Raw genomic sequence first — 17166 nt, 5'->3', positions numbered from 1 at the left:
AAATAAGTTCATTATGCTTTTACAAACTTTCACGCCGGCATTGCGCTTCCCATTGCTTCCGACCGGAGGAGAGTCAATTTACTTTATACGCTTCGGTCAGCCGGAATCCGCGAAGCAATTCGTCCGTTTTCAAACGTTTCTTACCCGGCAGTTGCAACGAAAGGATGGAGAGGAATCCGTCGGGCACGGCTATTTTGATTGTCTTCTTTCCATCGGTGACGATGGTTCCCGGAATAAGTCCGTGCTTTTCAACGTTTTTTTCGCTTTCGAAGATTTTCAGCACCACTGTTTCGCCTTCCGGGCTAATCAATTCGGTCCATGCGCCCGGATACGGAGACAGTCCGCGCACGAAGTCGTATATCTTTTTCACCGGCCGGTTCCAGTCTATCCGGCACGTCTCCTTGAAAATCTTCGGAGCCGGACGAAGTTCGCCCGCCACCGCCATCTCTTCCTGAGGCATCGGCTTCACCCTGTCGTTCAGAATATCGTCTACTGTCTCCACAACCAGCTTGCCGCCCAGCATCATCAGTTTGTCGTACACCACCTCCACATTGTCCGTGTCGGCAATGGGCACCCGTTGCTGCCGGATCACCTCGCCCGTATCTATTTCGTGCTTCAAAAAGAATGTGGTGATGCCCGTCTCCGTATCGCCGTTTATCACCGCCCAGTTGATGGGCGCCGCTCCGCGATACTGAGGCAACAGCGAAGCGTGAAGATTGAAAGTGCCCAGGCGAGGCATATTCCAAACCACTTCCGGAAGCATGCGGAAAGCCACCACAATCTGCAGGTCGGCTTTCCAGTCGCGAAGCGACTGTATAAATGATTCATCCTTCAGGTTCTGCGGTTGCAACAACGGGAGATTCTGGCCCAAAGCGTATTGCTTCACCGGAGAATACTGTATCTTATGTCCCCGTCCGGCGGGTTTATCGGGCATGGTTATGACGCCTGCCACTTTATATCCGCCTTCCACCAATTGGCGCAGACTCTCCACCGCAAAGTCGGGAGTACCCATATATACTATTCTTAAATCTTTCTTTTCCATTGCAGTTTTTTGTTAGAAATCTACTTTTATTCATACGTAAAGCCTCAATCGTCTCGTTCTCATCGCCATTTGTTTAATCTTCCGAGAAGTGTACCAACACCTCTCTGTACGAATTGAAGATTTTCGACTTCGAGACGAATCCTTCATAGCGTCCCGCCTCATCCACCACAGGCAGGTTCCATGCTTTCGTATCGTCGAAAGTCTGCATCACCTGCTCCATGCCGTCGGTATCGTATATCTTGGCAGGCGCCGAAGTCATCAGCTTGTTCACCGTAAACCGGTGGTAGAGTTCCTGACGGAACATGATGTTGCGTATGTCGTCCAACAATACGATGCCAAGCAATACGCCCGTTTTCTTATCCGTCACCGGGAACACATTCCGGTGTGACGAGGCAATGGCTTTCACCAGTTCGCCCAGTTCCATCTCCGGATGCACCTCCACGAAGTCTTTCTCCACCACATTCTCCATAGTCATCAAAGTCAGCACGGCTTTGTCTTTATGGTGAGTAAGCAATTCTCCTTTCTTTGCCAGACGCATCGAGTAGATACTGTGGGGTTCGAAAGCGATAATCGTAAGATAGGCGCTCACCGATACAATCATCAACGGGAGGAAAAGGTCGTATCCGCCGGTCAGTTCGGCTATCAAAAACACCCCTGTCAGCGGCGCGTGCATTACTCCGCTCATCACCCCCGCCATTCCCATCAAAGCAAAGTTCTTCTCGGGCAAATAAGCGGAGAAAGCGAAATCATTGCTGAAATGAGAAAAAACGAATCCGGCGATACAGCCCAGATAAAGCGAAGGAGCAAAAATACCGCCACATCCTCCGCCACCGTTCGTTGCGCTGGTGGCGAATACTTTCAGCAGAATGATAAACACAAGATAAATGAGCAGCAGGCTTCCATAGCCGTAGAAGAAAGAGTTGTCCATCACCTTGTCCCAATCGGCGGCATTGGTTCCGTTCAAAAGCAGTTCGATCGTATCGTAACCCTCGCCATATAGCGGAGGAAAAAGGAAGATAAGCACGCTCAGCATCACCCCTCCGAGAGCAAGCTTCTTGTAGGGGTTGGAAAGCTTGGCGAAGACTCCTTCCGCAAAGCTCATGGCGCGGGTGAAATAAAGAGAGACGAGCCCGCAGAGAATGCCCAGTAAAATTACGTATGGGATACGTTCCAGCTCGAAGGCCTGATCGAGGTGAAACTTAAACATGGCTTCCGTTCCGGACGTGACGTACGACACGGTGGCTGCCGTGACGGCGGAAATCAAAAGGGGAAGCAAGGAAGACATCGTCAGGTCGATCATCAGCACCTCCAGCGTAAACACCAGTCCGGCAATGGGCGCTTTAAAAATACCGGCTACGGCTCCCGCCGCTCCGCAACCCACCAGCAGCATCAGCGTGCGGTGCTCCATTTTGAAAACACTGCCCAGATTGGAGCCGATGGCCGAACCGGTGAGCACAATGGGCGCCTCGGCTCCTACCGATCCTCCGAATCCGATGGTAATGGCGCTGGCAATGGTGGACGACCAGATGTTATGTCTTTTGATTCGTCCTTGCCTGCGGGAGATGGCATACAATATCTTGGTTACCCCGTGGCTGATGTCGTCTTTCACAACGTTCCGCACAAACCAACCTGCCAAAAAGATTCCGACAATGGGATATACCAGATATAAGTAGTTAGCTCCTGTAGCGGTAAAGTTGTCGGTCAGAAAATCTTTAATCTCATGAATCAATGTTTTTAAAAACAAAGCGGCGATGGCCGAAAAAATACCTACGAGAAAGCTCAATATCAAAATAAATTTCTTCTCCTTTATGTTCTCTTCGCGCCACTTGATAAGTCGCTGCACCAAACTTACTTTTTCTTTCTCCATTTATTTCCGAATAATTTTAATGACTCCTCCCGGTTCCAGTTTAATGATACTCGAAGGCGACGGACGGCTCATGTCGTCTTGCCGAAAACTTACGATGTAGTCTACAGCCGACTTGATGTCCTCACTTATTTCGCTGAAATTGGCTGCTCCCGGTTCGCCGCTGATATTGGCGGAAGTAGACACTATCGCTTTGCGGAATTGCCGGCAGAGCTGTTTGGAAAAAGGTTCGTTGGTGATGCGGATGCCCACGCTTCCGTCTTCGGCCAGCAGGTTCGAAGCCAGGTTACGAGCTCCGGAATAGATAATCGTCATCGGTTTGTCGGCAACTTCCATCAAATCCCACGCCACATCCGGCACATCCTGCACATAGAAGTCTACCTTTACCGGCGAGTCCACAAGAACCAGCATCGCCTTGCTGTCGGCCCGTTTTTTTATTTCATACACCCGGCGCACCGCCTCTTCGTTGGTCGCATCGCATCCTATTCCCCATACCGTATCGGTGGGATAAAGAATTACGCCCCCTTCATTCATCACCTGACAGGCCTTTTTAATATCTTCTATCATTTCTTGTAATATTTCTATTGAGAATAACACACAAAAATAGTACTTTTGAGTCGAATACAAAAAGATTAGGTAAAAACAATGGAAGAAATCACTTTTCATCATACGTTGCCCATACAACTGCGTTTTAACGATGTGGACAAATTCGGGCACGTCAACAACACGGTTTATTTTTCTTTCTATGATTTGGGAAAAACAGAGTATTTTGCCAAGGTATGCCCTGAGGTGAACTGGGAAAAGGAAGGAATCGTGGTTGTGCATATTGAAGCCGAATTTCTTTCACAAATATTCGGTTCGGACCATATAGCCGTGCAAACCAAAGTTTCTGAAATCGGCACCAAGAGTTTTCACCTCATACAACGGGTAATCGATACGGAAACACAAGATGTTAAATGTGTGTGTAAATCGGTAATGGTTATGTTCGATTTGGAAAAACATGAATCGAAACCTTTGCCTAAAGAGTGGATAGAAGCTATTTGCGATTATGAGGAAGAAGACGTCAGGAGAAAAAAATGAAAATACGGCAATTCTATAGAAGACGCATCATTGTACAAAAAAATATGTAAACACTTCGATTATTTTCCAAATCTCCTTGTCATTGAAATTTCGCTGTCATTGAAATTTCGCTTGGGTAAATCATAGCTGCAAACTATAAAAAGATGACATGTGCCCATGAAAACTTGATTTTCATTTCACATGTCATCTCATATTTTCAGAAGATCGGCTGAATAAACCTTGCGGATCTTCAAGCCACCCTCACGGTTTTTGGGGCAATTGTTCTGTAAACGGCCATGTCAGGCACAAAGCTTTTTCCCTCTTTTTATCATCCATGGATGAATAAAATAAAAACGATGAAAACAAGCTTTATGCACAAGTAATTAAGGCCGGCAAGAATCAAGATTCAACTTCCGGAGTAATGAGCTTGTAGCCCTTTCCGTGAATATTGATGATCTCGATAGAATCGTCTTCTTTCAAGTGTTTACGCAATTTAGTGATGTATACATCCATACTGCGCGCATTGAAATAGTTGTCATCAATCCAGATGGTCTTCAATGCAAAATCGCGCTGTAATATTTCATTTGCATGGGCGCAAAGCAAAGCCAGAAGCTCCGATTCTTTGGTGGTCAGCTTCGTTTGCTTGTCTTCCGTAGACAAGATTTGTTTCTGCGTGTCGAAAGTAAACTTACCGATCTTATAAAGGTTGCTTTCCTTGTTTTTCTTTCCGCGCACACGTCTCAGGATCGCTTCGATTCTGAATGTAAGCTCTTCCATACTGAAAGGTTTGGTGATGTAATCATCGGCGCCTATTTTAAATCCTTCCAGAATATCTTCTTTCAACGTTTTAGCCGTCAGGAAAATGATAGGAATTTCAGCATTGGCGGCACGCACGTCCTGTGCCAATGTAAACCCGTCTTTCTTGGGCATCATCACATCGAATACGCACAAATCGTATTTGTTTTTAAGAAAAGCCTTGTAACCGGCTTCCCCATCAGGATACAACTCGGCGGAATAACCTTTTGCCTGTAAATATTCTCTTAAAAGCATGCCAAGATTCTCATCATCCTCGCACAATAAAATACGCAATTTTTCGTCCATATCAATTGTTTTTTAATAAAGGTAATGCTATAATAAATTTAGTTCCTACGTTCTGGTCGCTTTCGGCGCGGATGGTTCCCTTATGATCGACTATAATTTTTTTCACATAAGCCAATCCCAAACCAAAGCCTTTCACGTCGTGCAGATTACCCGTATGCACACGATAGAACTTATCAAATATCTTTTTTAAATTTTCTTTCTTGATACCTATCCCGTTGTCTTTTATCGAAATCATCAATTTGCCGGCTTCATTCCATGTCTTCACGTTCAACTCCAGCTCTTCTTCCGGCTTTTTATATTTCACCGCATTGTCCATCAGATTGAAAATCACGTTGGTAATATGCATCTCATCTGCAAATATAACAGGATCGGTGGCCTGAAGGTTCGATGTAATTTTGCCATTATATCTTTCTACCTTCAGCGCAAAGGTGTTAATGACTCCTGTAATCAACTCATTCGCGTCAATTTCTTTCATCTTCAGTGTGGCCTTTTGCCGGTCGAACATGGACATCTGCAAAACCTTTTCGACCTGAAAACGCAAGCGCTTGGTTTCATCGTTTATCACTCCCGATATATGCTGGAACATCTGTGGGGATTTCCCTACGGAAGGGTCTTTCAACATCTGGGCAGCCAGTGATATCGTAGAAATCGGCGTTTTAAACTCATGAGTCATGTTGTTGATAAAATCATTCTTCATTTCTGTCAGTCTCTTTTGACGGAACACAATATAAATGGTGAAAATGAATGTAACCAACAAAACGAATGTGAATATCAATGACGGAATCATGAAACTGACCGAATTGAAAATATATCCTTCTTTTCCCGGAAAATGGACTTTCAAGATACTCATTTTTGCAGGAGGGTCATTTTTGAACAGTGCCTGCTGGTAAGAATCATCGCTTCCTTTAGCCTCATAATCTGCGCAACGATACACTTCTCGGCCATCTTTATCGATGACTGTAAAATGATAGGGCAAATCTATGCCGTTATTATAGAGATTGGATTTCAAGTAATCGTCCAAATCCTTGAAGCGTACCCTGTCGCCTATCGAACGGTCGCCGGCATGATAAATCATCTGCCAAACGACTTCATCGAGCAGTGCCCGCTGATACATATACCGATTCTTAATGCTCTCTACCAACGACCGCGAAGTCTCCGGAATTGTTTTCGTTCCCCGATAGGGGGAAATCATGGCTTTGGGTAAATCCGAAGGCTTAGTAGTCATGACTTTCAATTCAAAATCCGAATACATCTTCCCGTCGCGCGATCTTACCGTAAAGCGTTGTGTTTGCTGCATCAGGCGATCTTGCTGTATGGATGCATTGTTGGCTGTCAATGCTTTTCTCTCGGCTTCAGAAATATCTTCGATCAGCCAACGTCTCGTTTCGGCATATTCCACATCTTTGGAAACCTGATTCAAACTATTTCGCACAGCCGAATCAAATTGTTCCTTACGGGTTTTAATCATCTCTTCTATATAGCTTACCTGCAAAAACAGTAAACTAAGAAAAGAAAGCCCCATCACAACACTCAATATCCAAATTGTTGACTTCTTCATGACAGCAAAATTAACACTCCCTAATTAACTTTCATCGCGTATTAACCTGAATTAACTCGGTAAAAGCGCAAATTAACTCAAATCTCGAATTTGATTAATAATCTGACTAATAAAGTAACCTCTGAGATTTAGGATGCTGCAAAAATAATGAAAAATTAACGATTTGTGCAATGAGGTACTCTTTTCTTTAAAAGGTCAGCGTTAAATGGAGAATAAGCCCGATGCGAACAGTAGAAACAGACTAATAAAAAACGAACCGGCAAGTTGTATGATACTCGTCGGTTCGTTTTTTTTAAATTATATTTATAGTTAGTCCTCAACCTGTTTAGCCTCAAAGTCTTTTATCAGCTTGTCTTGCACATCGGTCGGTACGAGCTCATAGCTGGAGAACTTCATGATAAACGAAGCTCGACCTCCGGTCAGAGAGCTAAGGGCAGTAGAATAAGACGACATTTCTTTCAATGGAACTTTAGCGACCAACTTTTCGAAGCCTTTCTCACTGCTCATTCCCATAATCATGGCACGGCGCCCTTGAAGGTCTCCCATTACATCGCCCATCTTATCCGAAGGAACAAATACTTCGACATCGTAAATAGGTTCCAAAATCTTCGGTCCGGCATTCTTAAAGGCTTCACTGAATGCATTGCGTCCGGCAAGCATGAAAGATATTTCGTTAGAATCGACAGGATGCATCTTACCGTCGTAAACAATCACGCGTACGTCACGGGCATACGATCCGGTCAAGGGGCCTTGTTCCATTCGCGACATTATTCCTTTCAATATGGCAGGCATAAAACGAGCGTCAATCGAACCGCCCACAATACTATTGATGAATACCAGTTTTCCGCCCCATTCCAATGGAATCTCTTCGGTTCCTTTCACATTAATCTTAAACTCTTGTCCATTAAACTTATAAGTTTCGGGCACAGGTATGCCTTCTTTATAAGGCTCTACGATGAGGTGTACCTCCCCAAATTGACCGGCTCCTCCCGATTGTTTCTTATGGCGATAGTCTGCACGAGCGGCTTTCGTAATAGTTTCCCGATATGGTATCTTGGGCTCTTCATATTTCACCTGAAGTTTTTCATTGTGCTCTAAACGCCATTTCAACGTGCGAAGATGGAACTCACCCTGCCCGTGTACCAATGTTTGCCTCAGTTCTTTCGATTGCTCAACTACCCATGTCGGGTCTTCTTCGCGCATACGGTTCAATATGGTCATCATCTTTTCCACATCGGCCTCATTCAGTGGCTTTATGGCACGCGAATATTTAGAATTCGGGTATTTAATGAAGTTAAACTTATACTCGCAGTCTTTACCGTTCAGCGTATTTCCGGTCTTCACATCTTTTAGCTTAACAGCCGCGCCGATATCTCCGGCCCGCAATTCTTCCACCTTGATACGATTAGCTCCGGCCACCGCATAGATTTGTGCGATACGCTCTTTCGATCCACGGTCGGCGTTCACCAAATCGTCTCCTTCGCGTACTTTTCCGCTCATCACCTTAAAGTAAGAAACTTCGCCGATATGAGGTTCGACGCTTGTTTTAAAGAAGTAAAGTGATTGAGGTCCATTTTCGTCGGGAGCCACCTCTTTTCCTTCAGTATTTTCGACTTTCGGCATTTCTGAAACAAATGGAACCACATTGCCTAAGAATTCCATCAGGCGGCGAACTCCCATATCTTTTCCTCCACAAACACAGAATACGGGGAATATTCCTCTCGCAACCAACCCTTTTCGAATACCTTCACGCATTTCGTCTTCGGAAAGAGAATCCTGTTCGAAGAATTTTTCCATCAAGCCTTCATCATTTTCGGCGGCGGCTTCGACCAATGCTTTATGCATTTCCATCGCCTTATCCATTTCGTCGGCCGGAATATCTTCAATTATCGGCGCTCCCCCCTCGGGTTTCCATGAATATTTTTTCATCAACAACACATCAATCAATGCGTTGAAACCGGGACCGGTAGAAATAGGATATTGAATAGGAACTACCTTCGCTCCGTAAGCTTCTTTCAGTTGTTCCAAAATATTATCGTAGTCGCATTTTTCATGATCAAGCTGGTTGACCAGAAAAATAACGGGTTTATTCAGTTTCTCAGTATATCGGAAGTGATTTTGCGTACCGACTTCAACGCCATATTGGCCGTTGAGAAGAACTATTGCGGTGTCGGTCACGTTGAGAGCAGTAACAGCGCTGCCAATAAAGTCGTCCGAACCTGGACAATCTATAATATTCAGTTTTTTATTGTTCCATTCTACATGAAGAACGGTAGAGAAAACAGAGTATCCGTACTCTTGTTCAACAGGGAAATAATCGCTGACCGTATTTTTTGCGGCAATTGTTCCGCGACGTTTTATAACACCACTCTCGAAAAGCATAGCTTCCACGAGAGTGGTTTTCCCAGAGCCAGAACTTCCCAATAAAGCGATGTTCTTGATTTCGTTAGTCTGATATACCTTCATAATATATAAGATTTAAAATAATTATTTTATATGCGTTTACCGCATACTTTTTTTAGCGAGTCGCAAATTAGAGATTAATTAGGGGAAAAGCAACAAATATAACAGTGTTACAAAACAATGCTATGAAACATATTTCCGATAGAGTCATGCCAAGCGAGTATGATATCCTCTTGCTTTATATTGTGGTGTGATGAGGATTGAATGTAAGTTGTTGGAGCCAAACAAAGCATCTTCAATACAAAAAGCTGTTTCAAAAGCACCCAACGGCAATGCTTGCCCTCCTCAAATAAAAAAGATAAAAAGAATGAAACAGTTATTTTTTATAACAAGTTCAATAGATTCAATGGTCAAATATAAATAAAAACTTTCAAGTCTACGAAAAAGATTTTACTTTTGCAACCGATTCGAACAAACATTGAACGGCTATCTATGGCAGGAATTTATATTCATATTCCTTTCTGCAAGACTCGATGCAGCTATTGCGATTTTTACTCTACTACCCGAAATGACTTGAAAGATAAGTTTGTAGAGGTTCTTTGCAAAGAACTTGAAATGCGAAGTGGCTATCTGGCTGATAAACGCGTAGAAACGATATATTTCGGAGGAGGCACTCCATCGCAACTGTCTGAGCAAGACTTCAAACGGATATTCAAAACCATTCGCCAATGTTTCGATACACAGCATTGCGGAGAAGTTACTTTGGAAGCCAATCCCGACGACTTGACCGAAGAATACGTGCTAATGCTCCGGGAACAACCGTTCGACCGGCTGAGCATAGGCATACAAACATTTCATAATGAGACTCTGAAGCTGCTCAACAGAAGACACGACGCTCAGACTGCCATTGAGGCTGTGGGCAGATGCAGGCAAGTCGGGTTCGATAACTTTAGCATCGACTTAATGTATGGCTTACCCGGCCAAACAATAACGCGCTGGCAACACGATCTCGCACAAGCCCTGGAACTGCGTCCTCCGCATATTTCTGCTTACCACCTCATTTATGAAGAGGGAACGCCGCTCTATAAGATGCTTCGCCTACAACAAGTGCATGAAGTGGATGAAGAGAGTAGCGTCTGTTTTTTTTCCACTTTGATGAATACATTGAGCAAAGCAGGTTACGAACATTACGAAATATCCAATTTCTGCTTACCGGACAAATACTCCCGCCACAACACTTCTTACTGGCAAGGAATACATTACTTGGGATGCGGTCCCTCGGCACATTCGTTCAACGGAACAACCCGCGAGTGGAATACATCTTCCCTCCAATGTTATATCGAAGGCATTGAAAAAGGGAAAAGGGCATTCGAAATGGAACAACTCGATTTGCCCACACGCTATAACGAATATATCATTACTTCGCTACGCACCATGTGGGGAATCTCGATCGAGAGATTGCAGAAAGAGTTTGGCGAACAGTTCTCTGCTTGCTGCCGACAAATGGCTGAGCCTTACATTGAATATGGAAAGCTGGAAGAACGAAACGGAGCATGGAAGCTTACACGGGAAGGGTTATTTATTTCAGATGGCATCATGCGCGATTTGCTATGGGTAAAAGAAGAATAGAGACGGGAGGAGGCGGATGACAGAACCGGAAATACGAAAGTTACTGCGCCAAATGAAAGAGCAGGATTCGCAAACTGCGTTCCGGCGATTCTATGACATGACTTACGACCGATTGTTTCGTATTGCATTTTATTATCTGAAAAAAGAGGAATGGGCGCAAGAAGTCGTGCTCGATGTATTCTTGAAGTTGTGGAATCGGCGCAATGTTTTGCCTGAAGTGCTGAATATAGAAGACTATTGTTTCGTTTTAATAAAAAATGCTTCGCTAAACTACCTGAAGAAAGAAATGAAGCAATCTCCACCGTTGTCCATCACCTCCTCGTGTGGACCGGAAGCCACAACTAATTCCCCCGAAGAATGCCTGATTAGCGAAGAATTGTTTGCCCGTTATGTAAAAGCTCTTGATCGTCTCCCCGAGCGTTGTCGAGAGGTCTTTATCCGTGTCCGTGAAGAGAAGCAAACTTATGCTCAAGTAGCGAAAGATCTGAATATCAGTATAAAAACCGTAGATGCACAGCTGCAAAAAGCCTTGAGTCGACTGAAAGCGGCTATCAGCAGCTAAAGGCTTACGTTATATTGTTTTTTCTACCTCGCATTTTATTTACTTAATAACCGGCAGGTGTCTTTTCTTTTTCAGCTACTCGGAAAAGAAAGAGGAGAGTATGATAGCTCTCTTGTCTTTATTTGTCTTTTTTAACAGATTTGCGATAGGGGTATTGGCAGATCCTGCGGTCTTTATGAACAGATAAACCAAATAATTATCGTAGACACATGAAAAGATTGCTTATAGAAAACAACAGGAAATTTCTCGTAATGACCTTCTGCTTGCTTACAATCTCGTGCGGAAACAGCAATGATAATTATCCGCAAGATTATGTAGGATTTAAATACGCTTTACGAAAAATATTAATTGGATGTAACCAAACGGAATTTGAAACGGAATTTAAGATTATAGCCGCTCAGAAAACAGATTATGCCAGAACTGTTGTCCTTACAACCCCCGGATCTTCTCTTGGAGAAGTGTCAGCGCTTCAACTTTTCGAAAAAGAAGTCACGCTCAAAGCCGGAGAGAAAACAGCAAGCATAAAGGTCAAGATATTCCCTAAACGAATGATAGCGGCAAAACAGAATATACAAATTAGTTGTATCCCTCAATGGAAAGAAGGAGAAATCAGTAAACTTTCCGTTCAACTTAAAAAAGTGAGTCATCAATAAAGAGTACAGAAGAATGAAATATAGCGATGCTGAGTTAGAAAAAATACTCGAAAAATTAATCGATTCTACACGATCTCCACGGAAGCAATTTTCGGCAGCAGCCGGTTATCCCCGCATAGAGAAAAAATTATTCCATCGGAAACGCCGCCAATGGCTTGGAAACGGTCTCGCAATAGCAGCTTCGGTGGCATTGGTTTGTTTATCGGCGTGGATGGTGTTTTACTACTTACAATCTACCCAAATTCAAAAAGTTTCTACTATGAACAGTATCGGCATAGTTCATCTTCCGGACGGAACAAAAGTAACTTTGAATCACCATTCTTCACTTTCTTACCCCAAACACTTCAAAAGAAAAAACAGAACAGTGACACTTACGGGAGAAGCTTTCTTCGATGTAAAAAAAGACAAAAGACATCCGTTTATTGTAGAAACGGAAGCAATCCGCGTGCAAGTATTAGGTACTCTTTTCAATATAAACGCTTATAAAAACAATTCCTGTATAGAAACGACATTGCTTGAAGGTTCAGTAGCAGTCGGTAACCGGGAAAAAACGGACTGCTTAATATTAAAACCAAATGAGAAAGCTATATATAATAAGGTAGGAGGCCGGCTTATTCGGAAGATAGCAGAAAACAGCGCTATCGACATAGCTTGGATACATGGCGAGCTGATTTTCGAATCTACTCCGTTGAAAGAGATTATACAAGAGTTGGGCAATCGGTTCAATGTCGACATCGTGATAGCCGATACCGCCATACAAAACTATCGCATTACGGCACGTTTCCCGAATGAAGAGACATTGGAAACCATTTTGTCTGTATTGCATAAAGCCGGCTATTTCGATTACACCTTAAATAATGGTAAGATAATTCTCACAACTAATCCAACTAATCAATGAATATAACAATGTTGAACTATAGACTACTCAAAGCGTGCTTGCTGACATGCCTGCTTATTGGAAGTGTTTTGTCGGCAAAAGCACAATCGCCCGAGACATACTTGAGTTTCACACTGCGTAATGCAGATATGAAAGATTTTATAAAACAGATAGAAAAATCTACCGGATATTCTTTTGTTTATGGAGAAGAGGTTAAAATAAAACGGAAAATAAGTTTAGTCGTCAAACATGAACCGTTACATGAAGTTCTCGAACATGCGTTTTCGGAAGAAGGAATCAGTTGGCAAATTTCCGGTCGTTACATTCTATTGAAGAAAAAAAGAGAAAAAAGCCGATTATCTCTTAGAAAATTTACAATTAGCGGATATGTAACAGATTTCCTTTCATCTGAAACACTGATAGGGGCAAACATCGTTGAGCGTAACCTCCAGCAGGGAACTACTACAAATTCATACGGTTTTTATAGCATCACGCTACCTGAAGGAGAGGTGAGCCTTCATTTTTCGTATCTGGGCTACCAAACAGAAATGCGTTCCTTCCGACTTCGTCAGGATACACTGCTTAACATCAGCATGAGAGACGCCAATCAACTTCAGGAAGTAGTCATTATATCAGATAAAGCAGAAGCCGGAACTATGGCAACACAAATGGGCGCAACGGAGATTCCCATGGTGCAAATTAAGAAGACTCCTAATATCTTAGGTGAAGCGGATGTGATGAAGACAATTCAGTTAATGCCCGGAGTCCAGGCCGGAACAGATGGGACAGCAGGATTGAATATCAGAGGTGGAGGTCCCGATCAAAACTTGATTTTGCTCGATGGCATACCGGTATACAATGTGGATCATCTATTCGGTTTTTTTTCGGTATTTACCCCTGAAGCCGTTAAAAAAGTCACGTTTTTCAAAAGTTCGTTTCCCGCGCGGTTTGGCGGACGTCTTTCTTCTGTGATCGATGTACGTACCAATGATGGCGATATGAAGAATTACCACGGAACGCTCAGCATCGGATTGCTAACGAGCAAAATTAACTTCGAAGGTCCGATTATAAAGGACAGAACATCGTTTAATTTTTCTGCACGTCGCTCTTACGCTGATTTATTAGCCAAACCGTTCATGGCAAAAGAAGAGAAATACAACTATTTTTTTTATGATATCAATGCTAAAATAAACCATAAATTTTCTGATCGAAGTCGTTTGTTTTTGAGTTTTTATAATGGGAAAGACCACTTCTCCAATCAGTTTGAAGAAAATGCCACCTATTTCGACGGAGGAAGAATGAACTGGGGCAACTCCATTTTATCTGCCCGCTGGAATTATATTTTCAACAATCAACTGTTTGGTAATACGACTATAGCCTTTAATAATTATTCGCTGGACATGCATTCATACTCAAACATTCGACAGATAAACGAGGGAGAAACCATCACTAATAAATACTCCGGGAACTACCGGTCGGGTATTCGCGACTGGAGTTATCTGATAGATTTCGACTATAATCCAACTCCAAACCATCATATCAAATTTGGAACGGGGTATTTATATCACAACTTTCGTCCGGAAGTGATGACTTCTAAAATAACCGAACATACTGAAAAACAAAGTGAGCAAGACACCACGTATCACAGCATAGGCAACAGTCGTATATACGCTCACGAATTATCTGCTTACGCTGAAGACAATATAAAGATAGGAGACAGAATTCGAGTTAATATGGGGTTTCATTTATCTTTCTTCAACGTACAAAAACGTAGCTATCTGTCATTGCAGCCTCGTTTATCGGCTCGTTATCAAGCGAACAGATCTATTTCTTTGAAAGCATCGTACACGAAAATGAATCAGTATGTACATTTATTGTCGTCCGCTCCCATCGCGATGCCTACGGATCTGTGGGTGCCGGTAACCAAACAAGTGAAGCCGATGCGCGCACATCAATACGCTTTGGGCGCTTATCATACGGGAATCAGTGGATGGGAATTTTCTATAGAAGGATATTACAAGAATATGCGCAATGTGTTGGAATATAAAGAAGGAGTTAGTTTTCTAGGTTCTTCCTCAGGATGGGAAAAGAAAGTTGAAATGGGTGACGGACGTTCGATGGGAGTTGAGTTGATGGCGCAGAAAACGATAGGCAAAACAACCGGATGGCTGTCATATACGCTTTCAAAAAGCGACCGGAAATTTGCTCAAGGAGGTATCAATAACGGTAAACGCTTTCCTTACAAATACGATCGCCGACATAACGTGAACCTCACCTTGAGTCACAAGTTCAGCGACGCCATCGATATGGGAGCATCGTGGGTGTTTTATACCGGAAGTGCAGCCACTATTCCCGAAGAAGAAACCATGATTATCCGCCCCGAAGGTTCAAATAATGGAAGAAGCGATTGGAGTTATTATTCTTATTATAATATTATGACTCAAAATTCTCCGCTGGACGAGGCTCCTTATGTGGAACATCGGAATAATTACCGATTGCCGTCTACTCATCGATTGAATATAGGTATCAATTTTCACAAAAAAACAAAAAGGGGAATGCGTACTTGGAATATCAGTGTATACAATGTTTACAATGCAATGAATCCGACATTCGTTTATCGGACGATGAAAGACAATCACCCCTCAAGAATGGTAATCACAAAATTTACGCTACTTCCTGTAATTCCATCATTTACATATACTTATAAATTTTAAACTGTTATGAAAATAAATATTTCCATCGTGTTCTCACTTTTTATGGTATTAATTTCTTCATGTAAAAATGAGATTCCTTTTGATATCAAAGAAAATCCTCCCAAGTTGGTAATGAATGCGTTCATCAATGCAGACAGTCTGACTAACTATCTATATCTTAATTTTACCGGACATGGCAGCCCCGGACATGTCAAAGATGCTTCGCTTGAAATACGCGTAAACGGAGAGCTAAGGGAAAAATTGCGTCCGATGGATAAAAAAGAAACAAATCATTTGTCACAATGCATGTTCAAGCTATCCGGTACATTTCTTCCCGGCGATTTGGTACGTATTGACGCGCGAACCGATGACGGCATGCATCATGCATGGGTGGAGGTCGGCGTGCCGAAACCAATGCCGCAGATACGAGAAGTCGAAACAATGAATGTTGCTTTACGACATCATGGAAGGATAGAAAACTGTCTGCGCTATAAAATCACACTGAATGATATTCCAAACGAAAGGAATTTCTATAGGCTGATTGTAGACAAGCGAACAGAGTGGGTCAGTTGGTTTGAAAACAGAAATGACTGGCAGTGGGGAAATGAAGGGAGCAAACAGAAACGAAGCATTATAACCAGTATCTATCATGATTACAGTTATATCTTTCGTGAAGATATAGTATTGACAGACGGACGTCCGCAAAGTGATGCGGAAGAGGAGAACGGGATGTTCGACAATGTTAGCAACGTATATGGGGTCTTCGATGATTCACGCTTCGAAAATTCTTCTTATGTGATGACTGTTTACAACGATCCGAAACCTCAGGCATATAATGGAATTAATAACAAATTAAGCTGCAAAGTCGATGCTGTCATACGTGTGCTTAGTATCACCGAGACAGAGTATTATTATTTAAGAGCCTTGAATATTGTAGATTCGGATGCGTTTGATGAAGTCTTGAACGAAGCCATCAATTACCCAAGTAATGTACAGGGAGGAACGGGGATTGTAAGCATCAGCACAGAGACCCATAAAACGATTCGTTTATTTGAAGAAAATTACGATTAAGCCTTAGATAGAGACTTTTTACGTTTTTCTATAAAGAAATTCATGACTAAAATGATTCTTAATTTGCTCCCGTTCATGGTTGGCGACAGATATCAATAAGCTTATCAATTCATTTCATTTTAATGCAAAATTAGGAGTTAATATTTGCTTAATAATAATTCGTTTCCGCACACAGCTGACAAATCATGTTTGATTTACTGTTTAAACTATCAAAAAGAACAACCTTCTCTTGATTTATATCAAGAAAATGCGGTAAAAAGCATCTTTTCTCCTTCTATATTTTAATGTTATAAAACACATTCCTATATTTGCGTAGGTAAAAAGAAAAACTTAAAAGAGTTTTCAATAGGTATTAGATTTTTTCGGCCCTATAACGAATCGTGTGGGTAGGCCATGTCAAGTTTACCCGACATGTAGTAGATCATTCTTATGAAGTTGTCTACGTTGCTGTATCCCCTAGCTCTTCTTTTGGCCAGTTGAATTTTAGAGTTAATACCTTCTAGCACACCATTGGTAACGCCTCTATTCTCAAAATAAGAGACTATACCAGACCAATGTGCTTTGATGGTGTTTACAAATTTGCGAAACGGTTCTAACTTGGCATCAATGGCAACATCGCACCAAAATGCCAAATAGCCCTTAGCTTCTTCTTTA

The 17166-nt window shown here is 42.5% G+C and carries 14 protein-coding genes; 7 read left to right on the top strand and 7 right to left on the bottom strand.

The window, feature by feature from the left end:
• Positions 1-73 precede the first annotated feature (73 nt).
• The 3 genes from fmt to C234_RS0108665 all read right to left on the bottom strand — a co-directional run bounded on the left by fmt (position 74) and on the right by C234_RS0108665 (position 3473).
• Complete coding sequence (fmt, locus tag C234_RS0108675; protein WP_027325440.1) at positions 74-1042, bottom strand: methionyl-tRNA formyltransferase; 969 nt, start codon at positions 1040-1042, stop codon at positions 74-76.
• Positions 1043-1115: 73 nt separating this feature from the next.
• The gene (locus tag C234_RS0108670) at positions 1116-2909 is read right to left on the bottom strand and encodes a chloride channel protein (RefSeq protein WP_027325439.1); all 1794 of its coding nucleotides are present in this window, start codon (positions 2907-2909) and stop codon (positions 1116-1118) included.
• The gene (locus C234_RS0108665) at positions 2910-3473 is read right to left on the bottom strand and encodes an L-threonylcarbamoyladenylate synthase (protein ID WP_027325438.1); all 564 of its coding nucleotides are present in this window, start codon (positions 3471-3473) and stop codon (positions 2910-2912) included.
• Positions 3474-3551: 78 nt separating this feature from the next.
• Between C234_RS0108665 and C234_RS0108660 the strand changes: the two genes are divergently transcribed.
• Positions 3552-3986, top strand: coding sequence for an acyl-CoA thioesterase (locus C234_RS0108660; RefSeq protein WP_027325437.1), 435 nt, complete (start codon positions 3552-3554; stop codon positions 3984-3986).
• A 378-nt stretch (positions 3987-4364) separates the two neighbouring features.
• Here C234_RS0108660 and rprY read toward each other — a convergent pair whose 3' ends face one another.
• The 3 genes from rprY to C234_RS0108645 form a co-directional block, all read right to left on the bottom strand.
• A complete protein-coding gene (gene rprY, locus C234_RS0108655; protein ID WP_021643928.1) occupies positions 4365-5066 on the bottom strand; it encodes a response regulator transcription factor RprY in 702 nt (233 codons plus the stop codon).
• Between the two features lies 1 nt (position 5067).
• The gene (locus tag C234_RS0108650) at positions 5068-6624 is read right to left on the bottom strand and encodes a sensor histidine kinase (protein WP_027325436.1); all 1557 of its coding nucleotides are present in this window, start codon (positions 6622-6624) and stop codon (positions 5068-5070) included.
• A 309-nt stretch (positions 6625-6933) separates the two neighbouring features.
• Positions 6934-9090, bottom strand: coding sequence for an elongation factor G2 (locus tag C234_RS0108645; RefSeq protein ID WP_027325435.1), 2157 nt, complete (start codon positions 9088-9090; stop codon positions 6934-6936).
• A 429-nt stretch (positions 9091-9519) separates the two neighbouring features.
• On the opposite strand from C234_RS0108645, the gene hemW reads away from it, so the two are divergent.
• The 6 genes from hemW (at position 9520) to C234_RS0108615 (ending at position 16512) form a co-directional block, all read left to right on the top strand.
• Complete coding sequence (hemW, locus tag C234_RS0108640; protein WP_027325434.1) at positions 9520-10656, top strand: radical SAM family heme chaperone HemW; 1137 nt, start codon at positions 9520-9522, stop codon at positions 10654-10656.
• Positions 10657-10672: 16 nt separating this feature from the next.
• Positions 10673-11218, top strand: a complete 546-nt coding sequence (locus C234_RS0108635) for an RNA polymerase sigma-70 factor (protein WP_027325433.1) — start codon at positions 10673-10675, stop codon at positions 11216-11218.
• Positions 11219-11427: 209 nt separating this feature from the next.
• Positions 11428-11871, top strand: coding sequence for a hypothetical protein (locus C234_RS0108630; protein ID WP_027325432.1), 444 nt, complete (start codon positions 11428-11430; stop codon positions 11869-11871).
• A gap of 13 nt (positions 11872-11884) precedes the next feature.
• On the top strand, positions 11885-12769 hold the full coding sequence (locus tag C234_RS0108625; protein WP_027325431.1) for a FecR family protein: 885 nt from the start codon (positions 11885-11887) through the stop codon (positions 12767-12769).
• On the top strand, positions 12766-15462 hold the full coding sequence (locus tag C234_RS0108620; RefSeq protein WP_027325430.1) for a TonB-dependent receptor: 2697 nt from the start codon (positions 12766-12768) through the stop codon (positions 15460-15462). The genes C234_RS0108625 and C234_RS0108620 overlap by 4 nt, the downstream gene beginning before the upstream one ends.
• Before the next feature lie 6 nt (positions 15463-15468).
• On the top strand, positions 15469-16512 hold the full coding sequence (locus C234_RS0108615) for a DUF4249 domain-containing protein (protein ID WP_027325429.1): 1044 nt from the start codon (positions 15469-15471) through the stop codon (positions 16510-16512).
• A gap of 368 nt (positions 16513-16880) precedes the next feature.
• Here the strand turns inward: C234_RS0108615 and C234_RS0108610 are convergent.
• A partial coding sequence (locus C234_RS0108610) for a transposase (protein WP_027325428.1) occupies positions 16881-17166 on the bottom strand: 286 nt, incomplete at its 5' end.

It is taken from the genome of Bacteroides pyogenes DSM 20611 = JCM 6294 (genome assembly GCF_000428105.1).
Lineage (GTDB): Bacteria > Bacteroidota > Bacteroidia > Bacteroidales > Bacteroidaceae > Bacteroides > Bacteroides pyogenes.
Note: the sequence above shows the minus strand (reverse complement) of the source record. Positions and strands in the feature narration are given on the sequence as shown.